At 61.4% G+C, this 9,711-nt stretch carries 9 protein-coding genes; 6 read left to right on the forward strand and 3 right to left on the reverse strand.

Translation table 11 applies throughout. From position 1 onward, the window contains the following. Positions 1–106: 106 nt before the first annotated feature. From mnmC to F7R06_RS25130, 5 genes are all read left to right on the forward strand, one after another. The gene (mnmC, locus tag F7R06_RS25110) at positions 107–2,092 is read left to right on the forward strand and encodes a bifunctional tRNA (5-methylaminomethyl-2-thiouridine)(34)-methyltransferase MnmC2/FAD-dependent 5-carboxymethylaminomethyl-2-thiouridine(34) oxidoreductase MnmC1 (protein ID WP_090317840.1); all 1,986 of its coding nucleotides are present in this window, start codon (positions 107–109) and stop codon (positions 2,090–2,092) included. Positions 2,093–2,352: 260 nt separating this feature from the next. Then, positions 2,353–4,125 (forward strand): N-acetylglutaminylglutamine amidotransferase, encoded by a 1,773-nt coding sequence (locus F7R06_RS25115; protein ID WP_090317838.1) that lies wholly within the window; start codon positions 2,353–2,355, stop codon positions 4,123–4,125. A 3-nt stretch (positions 4,126–4,128) separates the two neighbouring features. Then, a complete protein-coding gene (gene ngg, locus F7R06_RS25120; protein WP_090317835.1) occupies positions 4,129–5,877 on the forward strand; it encodes an N-acetylglutaminylglutamine synthetase in 1,749 nt (582 codons plus the stop codon). Positions 5,878–5,975: 98 nt separating this feature from the next. Then, complete coding sequence (locus tag F7R06_RS25125) at positions 5,976–7,166, forward strand: osmoprotectant NAGGN system M42 family peptidase (protein ID WP_090317832.1); 1,191 nt, start codon at positions 5,976–5,978, stop codon at positions 7,164–7,166. A 180-nt stretch (positions 7,167–7,346) separates the two neighbouring features. Then, positions 7,347–7,574, forward strand: coding sequence for a YheU family protein (locus tag F7R06_RS25130; protein WP_003199186.1), 228 nt, complete (start codon positions 7,347–7,349; stop codon positions 7,572–7,574). Here the strand turns inward: F7R06_RS25130 and csrA are convergent. The 3 genes from csrA to F7R06_RS25145 all read right to left on the reverse strand — a co-directional run bounded on the left by csrA (position 7,563) and on the right by F7R06_RS25145 (position 9,113). Continuing rightward, a complete protein-coding gene (gene csrA / locus F7R06_RS25135) occupies positions 7,563–7,754 on the reverse strand; it encodes a carbon storage regulator CsrA (RefSeq protein ID WP_090317829.1) in 192 nt (63 codons plus the stop codon). The two genes, F7R06_RS25130 and csrA, sit on opposite strands and share 12 nt — an antisense overlap. 146 nt (positions 7,755–7,900) lie before the next feature. Further along, the gene (locus F7R06_RS25140) at positions 7,901–8,233 is read right to left on the reverse strand and encodes a YnfA family protein (RefSeq protein WP_047527048.1); all 333 of its coding nucleotides are present in this window, start codon (positions 8,231–8,233) and stop codon (positions 7,901–7,903) included. Between the two features lie 64 nt (positions 8,234–8,297). Continuing rightward, positions 8,298–9,113 (reverse strand): SDR family oxidoreductase, encoded by an 816-nt coding sequence (locus F7R06_RS25145; RefSeq protein ID WP_090317826.1) that lies wholly within the window; start codon positions 9,111–9,113, stop codon positions 8,298–8,300. A 286-nt stretch (positions 9,114–9,399) separates the two neighbouring features. On the opposite strand from F7R06_RS25145, the gene F7R06_RS25150 reads away from it, so the two are divergent. Further along, entirely contained in the window at positions 9,400–9,552 is a 153-nt protein-coding gene (locus F7R06_RS25150; protein ID WP_007945780.1) for a DUF3309 family protein, read from the forward strand. Positions 9,553–9,711: the final 159 nt, after the last annotated feature.

A 9,711-nucleotide genomic window follows, 5' to 3' on the forward strand; every position in this document is an offset into this window, starting at 1 on the left:
CCGCGGTGCTCGTGAATTCATCGCGAGCAGGCTCGCTCCTGCAGGGGCAGGTCTTCTCATCGTGGCGATCGGCTAGAATGGCCGCCTTGCCGTTGCCGAGCCTGCCATGAAACCTGTAATGCCCCACGCCCAGCTCGACTGGGACGACCAAGGTCGCCCTTATTCGCGCGTATTCGACGATGTGTATTTCTCCGACAAGTCGGGGCTGGACGAAACCCGTTATGTGTTCATCGAACAGAACCGTTTGGCGGAACGCTTTGCCGCGTTGCCCCAGGACGGTCGCCTGGTGATCGGCGAGACCGGTTTCGGCACCGGGCTGAATTTTTTGTGTGCCTGGCAGGTGTTCGAGCAACACGCGGCGGCTGATGCGCGATTGCATTTTGTCAGTGTCGAAAAGTACCCGCTGAGCCCGGCCGATCTGCAACGGGCTCTGGCACTGTGGCCAGAACTCAAGCCCTTTGCCGATCAACTGCTGGCGCAATACGTGGCGATCCATCAAGGGTTCCAGCGCCTGACACTGGCCAACGGTCGTGTGACCCTGACGTTGCTGATCGGCGACGCTCTGGAGCAGTTGCCACAACTGGACGCCCGGATAGACGCCTGGTTTCTCGACGGCTTTGCCCCGGCGAAAAACCCCGACATGTGGACCGCTGAACTGTTCGCCGAACTGGCGCGTCTGGCCGCCCCCGGCTCGACCATCAGCACCTTCACCAGCACCGGCTGGGTACGCCGCCTGCTCAATGCCGCCGGCTTCAAGATGAAACGCACGCCCGGCATCGGCCACAAGTGGGAAATCCTGCGCGGCGAGTTCCTTGGCTGGCCGCTGGAGGTTGCTGCCCCGGTGCCGGACAAACCCTGGTTTGCCCGACCTGCAGCGTTGACCGGTGAACGCCGGGCCCTGGTGATCGGTGCGGGGCTGGCCGGTTGCGCCAGTGCAGCCAGCCTGGCGGCGCGGGGCTGGCAGGTGAGCGTGCTGGAGCGACATCAGAACGTCGCACAGGAGGCTTCGGGCAACCCGCAAGGCGTGCTTTACCTCAAGTTATCGGCCCATGGCACGACGCTGTCGCAAATGATTGTCAGCGGTTTCGGTTACACCCGGCGCCAGCTCGAACACTTGCAGAGAAGCACCGACTGGGACGATTGCGGCGTGCTGCAACTGGCGTTCAACGCCAAGGAAGCCGAACGTCAGTTGCAACTGGCCGAGGCGTTTCCCGCGGACCTGCTGCACCTGCTGGATCAGCCCCAGGCGCAAGCGCTGGCCGGTATCGGACTGGCGCAGGGCGGCCTGTACTTCCCGGAAGGCGGCTGGGTCCATCCTCCGGCGCTGTGCCAATGGCAGATGGCGCACCCGCAGATTCAATTGCTCTCCCATCGCGATGTCCTGGCATTGCGCAGGGCCGATGGCGAGTGGCAGGCCTGGGACGGCGACCAGTTACTCGCCAGCGCACCCGTGGTGGTGCTGGCCGGTGCTGCCGAGATCCAGCGCTTTGCGGAAACCTCCGGACTGCCGCTCAAGCGCATTCGCGGGCAAATCACTCGCCTGCCGCAAACCCCGCAAAGCCGGGCGCTGGACACCGTAGTCTGTGCCGAAGGCTACGTCGCCCCGGCGCGCCTGGGCGAACACACCCTGGGCGCCAGTTTCGACTTCAAGAGCGATGACCTGACGCCGACCACGGCCGAACACCTGGGCAACCTGGCCATGCTCGAAGAGATCTCCCACGACCTGGTCACGCGTCTGCAAGTCGACAAACTCGCCCCCAAAAGCCTCCAGGGTCGCGCCGCCTTTCGCTGCACCAGCCCCGACTATCTGCCAATCGTTGGCCCCCTGGCCGACAGCCAGGCATTTACCCAGGCCTATGCCGCGCTGGGCAAGGATGCCCGACAGGTGCCGGAGGTCGAATGCCCGTGGCTGGACGGTTTGTACGTCAATAGCGGCCACGGCTCGCGCGGCCTGATTACCGCACCGCTGTCCGGGGAACTGCTGGCGGCCTGGCTGGATAACGAACCCCTGCCATTGCCCAGAAGCGTGGCCGAAGCCTGTCATCCCAACCGGTTTGCCGTGCGCCGCCTGATTCGCCGAACCAGCGCCTGACCCCGCTCCATTGATCGTCGCATCCGCCCTTTGTGAGAGCCGGCTTGCCGGCGATGGGGCCCTCAAATCATGTGGCGAATCACCTCACGCCTTCGCCAGCGCGCCGCCCCCCACAAAGGGTTGCCTGGGGAGACCTACCGCCTACTTATAACTTATCGGTCTAAAACTCCGGGGATTCAGCCGGGTCAGTTTTCGAGTACCCGCCGTTTTGGTGCGGTAATCGAATGACCCTCCCCAACGGAAAAACCGGTAAGGAATTTATGTGCGGATTAGCTGGCGAGTTACGTTTTGACAATCAACCTGCAGACCTCGCAGCGGTTGAACGAATCACCCACCACCTGGCGCCTCGCGGTCCCGACGCCTGGGGTTTTCACAGTGAAGGGCCGATAGCCCTGGGCCATCGCCGCCTGAAAATCATGGACCTGTCGAACGGTTCGGCGCAGCCGATGATCGACCATCAACTGGGCCTGTCCCTGGCCTTCAACGGCGCGATCTACAACTTCCCCGAACTGCGTACCGAGCTGGAAAGCCTTGGCTACGCGTTCTACTCCGGTGGCGACACCGAAGTGCTGCTCAAGGGCTTTCACGCCTGGGGCGAAGCACTGCTGCCCAAACTCAACGGCATGTTTGCCTTCGCCATTTGGGATCGGGACAACCAACGGCTGTTCATCGCCCGCGACCGGCTCGGCATCAAGCCGCTGTACCTGTCGCGAACCGGCCAGCGCCTGCGCTTTGCCTCGTCCCTGCCGGCATTGCTCAAGGGTGGTGACATCAACCCGATCCTCGATCCGGTCGCGCTCAATCACTACCTGAACTTCCACGCCGTGGTGCCGGCACCGCGCACCTTGCTGGCGGGCATCGAAAAACTGCCCCCAGCCGCCTGGATGCGCATCAATGCCGATGGCACCACCGAGCAGAAAACCTGGTGGAGCCTGACCTATGGACCACACGCCGATGAGATGAAACTGACGCTCGAAGACTGGCGCGACCGGGTGCTCGACAGCACACGTGATGCCGTGGCGATCCGACAGCGTGCGGCGGTCGACGTTGGCGTGCTGCTGTCCGGCGGTGTCGATTCGAGCATGCTGGTGGGATTGTTGCGTGAAGTCGGCGTGGAAAACCTGTCGACGTTCTCCATCGGTTTCCAGGATGCCGGAGGTGAGCGCGGCGACGAATTCCAGTATTCGGACCTGATCGCCAGACACTACGGCACCCACCACCATCAACTGCGCATCGACGAGAAAGAAATCATCGAGCAGTTGCCGGCCGCGTTCCGCGCCATGAGCGAACCGATGGTCAGTCATGACTGCATCGCCTTCTACCTGCTGTCACGGGAAGTGGCCAAGCACTGCAAAGTGGTGCAAAGCGGCCAGGGCGCCGACGAACTGTTCGCCGGCTACCACTGGTACCCGCAGGTGGACGGCGCGAGCGACCCGTATGCCGCTTATCGCGAGGCGTTTTTCGATCGCAGCTACGACGAGTACGCCGCCACCGTTCAGCCCAAATGGCTGACGGCCAACGACGCCGCAGGCGACTTCGTGAAGGAACATTTCGCACAGCCTGGTGCGGACGCGGCGGTGGACAAAGCCCTGCGCCTGGACAGCACGGTGATGCTGGTGGACGACCCGGTCAAACGCGTCGACAACATGACCATGGCCTGGGGCCTGGAAGCGCGCACACCGTTTCTCGACTATCGCCTGGTGGAGTTGTCGGCCCGGGTGCCGGGTCAATACAAACTGCCGGATGGCGGCAAGCAAGTGCTCAAGGAAGCTGCGCGCCTGGTGATTCCAAGTGAAGTGATCGACCGCAAGAAAGGTTACTTCCCGGTACCGGGCCTCAAGCATTTGCAAGGCGACACCCTGAACTGGGTCCGCGAACTGTTGCTCGATCCGAGCCAGGATCGCGGTCTGTTCAAGCCCACCATGCTCGACCGCCTGCTGACCGATCCGCTGGGCCAGTTGACCCCGTTGCGCGGTTCCAAGCTCTGGCAACTGGCGGCCCTGAATCTGTGGCTCAGCGAACAAGGAATCTGATCGATGAAACCTCATGCCTCGGCCATCAACCAGCGCTTGCTGCGCGGTCAGACGCCCTCCTACGAACGCTTGCAGGCTCGCCTGGCCGAAGACGGCAGCGAACTGGGGACCGCGCCCATCGCCGTGCATTGCGGCTGGGGCCGGTTGTTGATCGGCCACACCTTTGCCGATGCGGCCAGCCTCGCCCAAGCGTTACTCAACGAACAACCCGGTGAGCGCGACATCGCCCTGTATGTCGCCGCGCCGCAACAAGTGCTGGGACTGGAGCCGACCCAACTGTTTCTGGATCCCTCCGACACCTTGCGCCTGTGGTTCAGCGATTACCGTCAGGCCACCCGGGTGTTTCGCGGCTTTCGCATCCGTCGCGCCCAGAGTGAAGCGGACTGGAATGCGATCAATCAGCTGTACCAGGCGCGGGGCATGCTGCCCGTCGAAGCCTCTCGGCTGACGCCACAGGGCTCGGGCGGCCCGGTGTACTGGCTGGCCGAAGACGAGGACAGCGGCGCGGTAATTGGCAGCGTCATGGGCCTCAATCATCACAAGGCCTTCAATGATCCGGAAAACGGCAGCAGCCTCTGGTGCCTGGCGGTCGATCCGCATTGCTCGCGCCCGGGGGTCGGTGAAGTGCTGGTGCGGCATCTGATCGAACACTTCATGAGTCGCGGCCTGAGTTACCTCGACCTGTCGGTACTGCACGACAATCGCCAGGCAAAAAACCTCTACGCCAAGCTCGGTTTTCGCAACCTCTCGACGTTCGCCATCAAGCGCAAGAACGGAATCAACCAGCCGTTGTTCCTCGGCCCTGGCCCCGAGGCGCCCTTCAATCCCTATGCACGGATCATTGTCGAGGAAGCCCATCGACGTGGCATTGATGTGCAGGTCGATGACGCCGATGCCGGGATGTTCACCCTCAGCCACGGGGGGCGCCGGGTGCGTTGTCGCGAGTCCCTCAGCGATCTGACCAGTGCCATCAGCATGAGCCTGTGCCAGGACAAGAGTCTGACCCACAAAGTGCTCAAGAACGCGGGTTTGAACCTGCCGTCGCAGCAACTGGCCGGCAATGCCGATGACAACCTCGCGTTTCTCGACGAACACCACAGAGTGGTGGTCAAGCCGCTGGACGGTGAACAGGGGCAAGGCGTTGCGGTGGATTTGCAGACCATCGAGGACGTCCAGCAAGCCATCGAAGCCGCTCGCCGCTTCGACAGTCGCGTGCTGCTGGAAAGCTTCCACGAAGGCCTCGATCTGAGGATTCTGGTGATCGGCTTTGAAGTCGTCGCCGCCGCGATTCGCCGACCGGCCGAAGTGGTCGGCGATGGTCAGCATTCCATCGGCGCCCTGATCGAAGCCCGAAGCCGACGTCGGCAGGCCGCCACGGACGGAGAAAGCAAAATCCCGATGGATGCGGAAACCCAACGCACCTTACATGCCGCCGGTTACGAGTACAGCAGCATTCTGCCGGCGGGCGAGCATTTGTTCGTACGGCGGACGGCGAATCTTCATACCGGCGGGATTCTCGAAGACGTCACCGCGATCCTGCACCCGACCCTGGCAGATGCCGCCGTGCGAGCCGCGCGGGCGCTGGATATTCCCGTGGTCGGCCTCGACCTGATGGTGCCTGGCGCCGATCAACCGGAGTACGTGTTCATTGAAGCCAATGAACGTGCCGGGCTGGCCAACCATGAGCCACAGCCGACGGCGGAACGCTTTGTGGATTTGTTGTTTCCGCATAGTCAGCCGGTCGTTTCTTAGATATTGGAAAGGCTGTGACTGGACCACCGTCTTCGCTGGCAAGCAACAAAAGTCCCTCATCGAAACCATCGATGTGCTCAACCCCATCAGGAGTTTCCATGACCATCAAATACCCGGAACCCGATCTGACCTACCTGCAAAAAGTCCTGCTGGAAATGCTCGCCATTCCCAGCCCCACCGGGTTCACCGACACCATCGTGCGCTATGTCGCCGAACGCCTTGAAGAACTGGGCATTCCCTTCGAAATGACCCGGCGCGGTACTATCCGCGCCACGCTCAAGGGCAAGAAAAACAGTCCGGATCGCGCCGTTTCCGCGCACCTGGACACCATTGGCGCGGCCGTGCGAGCCGTCAAGGACAACGGTCGTCTGACCCTGGCTCCCGTGGGTTGCTGGTCAAGCCGTTTTGCCGAAGGCAGCCGCGTCAGCCTGTTTACCGACAACGGGGTGATCCGTGGCAGCGTACTACCGCTGATGGCGTCCGGGCATGCGTTCAACACGGCAGTCGATGAAATGCCGATCAGCTGGGATCACATCGAACTGCGCCTGGATGCCTACTGCGCCACCCGCGCCGATTGCGATTCGCTGGGCATCAGCGTCGGCGATTTCGTGGCCTTCGACCCGTTGCCTGAGTTCACCGAAAGCGGCCACATCAGCGCTCGTCACCTGGACGACAAGGCCGGTGTGGCGGCGCTGCTGGCAGCGTTGAAAGCGATCGTCGACAGCGGTGATGAGTTGCTGATCGACTGTCATCCGCTGTTCACCATCACCGAGGAAACCGGCAGCGGCGCGGCGGCGGCCTTGCCCTGGGATGTCAGTGAATTCGTCGGCATCGACATCGCGCCGGTCGCACCCGGCCAGCACTCCAGCGAACACGCGGTGAGCGTGGCGATGCAGGATTCCGGCGGCCCCTATGACTATCACCTGTCGCGGCACCTGTTGCGCCTGGCCAGTGACAACGAGTTGCCGGTGCGCCGCGATCTGTTCCGTTACTACTTCAGCGATGCTCACTCGGCCGTGACCGCCGGCCATGACATCCGCACCGCCCTGCTCGCTTTCGGCTGCGACGCGACCCACGGCTATGAACGCACCCACATCGACAGCCTCGCGGCCCTCAGTCGCCTGCTCGGCGCCTATATCCTCAGCCCGCCGGTGTTCGCCAGCGATGCGCAACCGGCCAAGGGCTCCCTGGACCGCTTCAGTCACCAGATCGAACACGACACCCAGATGGAAAGCGATACCCGGGTGCCGTCGGTGGACAGTCTGGTGGGGCAGCGTAACGATAGATGATCCTGGACTTCATCGACTAGGCCGACGCCATCGCGGGCAAGCCACGCTCCCACAGGTTCTGAGTTGCTCACCTTTTTGTGGCTTGCCCGCGAAGACGCCGGATCAGACAACAACGAAGCCGGACTGGCAGCAACTCGCCATTGGCCGTAGCATCGCGCCATTGATTTGACCGAGGTGCCTATGCTTATTCCCCACGACCAACTTGAAGTCGACACCCTGACCCGCCTGATCGAGGATTTCGTGACCCGTGACGGCACCGACAATGGTGACGACACCCCACTGGAAACCCGTGTACTGCGAGTGCGTCAGGCATTGACCAAAGGGCAGGCACTGATTGTCTTCGACCCGGAAAGCGAGCAATGCCAGTTGATGCTCAAGCACGATGTACCCAAGCACCTATTCGACTGATTTTTTAGTTTGGGCCAGTTTGCGCTGGATGCGCTCGTAGATTTCGGATCGGTGCACATTGACGCTGCGCGGAGCCTCGACGCCGAAGCGCACGTCATTGCCGTTGATGCCAACGACGCGTATGGAAATGTTGTCACCGATGGAGATCAATTCGCCCACAACACGGCTGAGTACAAGCATGGCCTTCGTCCTTCAGGGTTACCGGACCCTGAAGATGCCCGGCGCACTGCAGCGCATCAAGGCAACAACGGCAATCCAGACCCAACCTACAAGCACAGACCCACAGCACTGACAGAAAGGTCTTACAAATCGCTTGGACAGTTCCTTCAAGACGCGGTAAAGCGCGGCCCAAACAGAATGACGCTGGCCCCAATCACACACAACGCCACGCCGATCCAGTCCGAACCAAGCGGACGAATCCGCTCGACCACCGCCAGCCAGCCAATCGATGCAATGATGTAAATGCCACCGTACGCGGCATAGGCGCGACCGGCGTAGACCGCTTCGACACGGGTCAGCAGCACGGCGAACAAGGTCAGGCTGAGCAGCGCCGGCACGATCCACCAGGCGCTTTTGCCTTGGCGCAGCCACATCCAGAAGGCGAAGCAGCCGGCGATTTCAAACAACGCGGCGAGGAAAAACCACAGGTAGTTGAGCATGCAAACGTCTCGCGAGGATGACCGATGGCGGCCACCCTAACGAGGCTGTCCCGTGCGGGCAAGCTCAGCCTGCGGATTGTTTGGCCTTGGCGCGCATCTTGTCGGCCATCAGGGTCATTTCGTTGTAGAGCAGTTGCGGGTTTTTCTGCTTGAGCGCCCAGGCCATGCGGCCCTGCTCGTGGGGCAGGATCATGAACTCGCCAGCGGCAACCTGCTGATAGATGTAATCGGCAATGTCGGCCGCGCTGATCGGCGAGCTTTCCAGCAATTTACCGACCTGGGCTTTCATGGCCGGCGTCGGGCCGCGGAACGAATCCAGCAGATTGGTCTGGAAGAACGACGGGCAGACCACGTGCACCCCTATTTCCTGATGAGCCAGTTCGATCAACAGGCTTTCGGACAACGCCACCACGCCAGCCTTGGCCACGTTGTAGTTGCTCATGGCCGGACCTTGCATCAACGCGGCCATCGACGCGATGTTGATGATCTTGCCTTTGCTTTTTTCCAGCAGTGGCAGGAAAGCCTTGCAGCCCTTGACCACGCCCATCAGGTTGATCGCGATCTGCCAGTCCCAGTCCTCCAGGGACAGCTCACTGAAGAAACCGCCCGATGCCACGCCGGCGTTGTTGACGATGACATCGATGCCACCCAATTTCACTTCGCAAGCCTGGGCGAAGGCGGTCAACTGGCTGTAATCGCGCACATCGCAGCGCTGGATGAAACCATCGCCGCCGGCTTCACGCACCCGTTTCAGGGTTTCCTGCAAGCCCGGTTCGCTGACATCCGACAAGGCCAGTTGCCAGCCCTCGCGCGCCCAGCGCAGCGCGATTTCGCGACCCAGGCCAGAGCCCGCACCAGTGATCATCATGCGATTTTGCATAGCAAACAGCCTTGTTGTTCCGGGGAAGATGCGCCGAGTGTAGCGAAGGATATTGCCCGACCCACGCTCCATCAGATTGCTGAATGGCCCGAGCAAACCGCAGGCGCGTCCGGCCCAACTAACGCGATTAACCCCGAAAGAGCCCGCTGTTGGAAAAACATCGAAAAAACTTGGAATTTTATGAGGTGCGCGGCAGTCGGACTTTTTAAGCAGCTCGAATTAATTGCATTCCCGCTGACCATTAACGATCGGGTCATTCCTGCATACTTCCAACAAGGAAACAGTCATGGGCACAATTCTTATCGTAATTCTGATCTTGTTGCTGATCGGTGGATTGCCGGTCTTCCCGCACTCCAGAAGTTGGGGTTATGGCCCATCGGGCATCATTGGCGTCGTGTTGGTCGTGCTGTTGGTCTTGCTCTTGCTCGGCAGAATATGAAGATCTGACCGGCAAAAAAAAGAGGCCCACAACAGACTGTGTGAAAACACACTGAAGGCCAGCCCAACAAACGCCCCGACTTGTTCGGGGCGTTTGTTTTTTGTGCGGGCAACAGACGAAAAAAGGCCTTTCAGCCCATTAGCGCCATCAGCTGGCGGG

The sequence above is a fragment of the Pseudomonas moorei genome (assembly GCF_008801475.1).
GTDB classification, from domain to species: domain Bacteria; phylum Pseudomonadota; class Gammaproteobacteria; order Pseudomonadales; family Pseudomonadaceae; genus Aquipseudomonas; species Aquipseudomonas moorei.

Excerpts from the sequence above, each read along its gene's own strand:
- F7R06_RS25130 (WP_003199186.1), top strand. The coding sequence starts at position 7,347 with ATGCTTATTCCCCACGACCAACTTGAAGTCGACACCCTGACCCGCCTG.
- F7R06_RS25140 (WP_047527048.1), bottom strand. The coding sequence starts at position 8,233 with ATGCTCAACTACCTGTGGTTTTTCCTCGCCGCGTTGTTTGAAATCGCC.
- F7R06_RS25145 (WP_090317826.1), bottom strand. The coding sequence starts at position 9,113 with ATGCAAAATCGCATGATGATCACTGGTGCGGGCTCTGGCCTGGGTCGC.
- F7R06_RS25125 (WP_090317832.1), top strand. The coding sequence starts at position 5,976 with ATGACCATCAAATACCCGGAACCCGATCTGACCTACCTGCAAAAAGTC.
- csrA (WP_090317829.1), bottom strand. The coding sequence starts at position 7,754 with ATGCTTGTACTCAGCCGTGTTGTGGGCGAATTGATCTCCATCGGTGAC.
- ngg (WP_090317835.1), top strand. The coding sequence starts at position 4,129 with ATGAAACCTCATGCCTCGGCCATCAACCAGCGCTTGCTGCGCGGTCAG.
- mnmC (WP_090317840.1), top strand. The coding sequence starts at position 107 with ATGAAACCTGTAATGCCCCACGCCCAGCTCGACTGGGACGACCAAGGT.
- F7R06_RS25115 (WP_090317838.1), top strand. The coding sequence starts at position 2,353 with ATGTGCGGATTAGCTGGCGAGTTACGTTTTGACAATCAACCTGCAGAC.
- F7R06_RS25150 (WP_007945780.1), top strand. The coding sequence starts at position 9,400 with ATGGGCACAATTCTTATCGTAATTCTGATCTTGTTGCTGATCGGTGGA.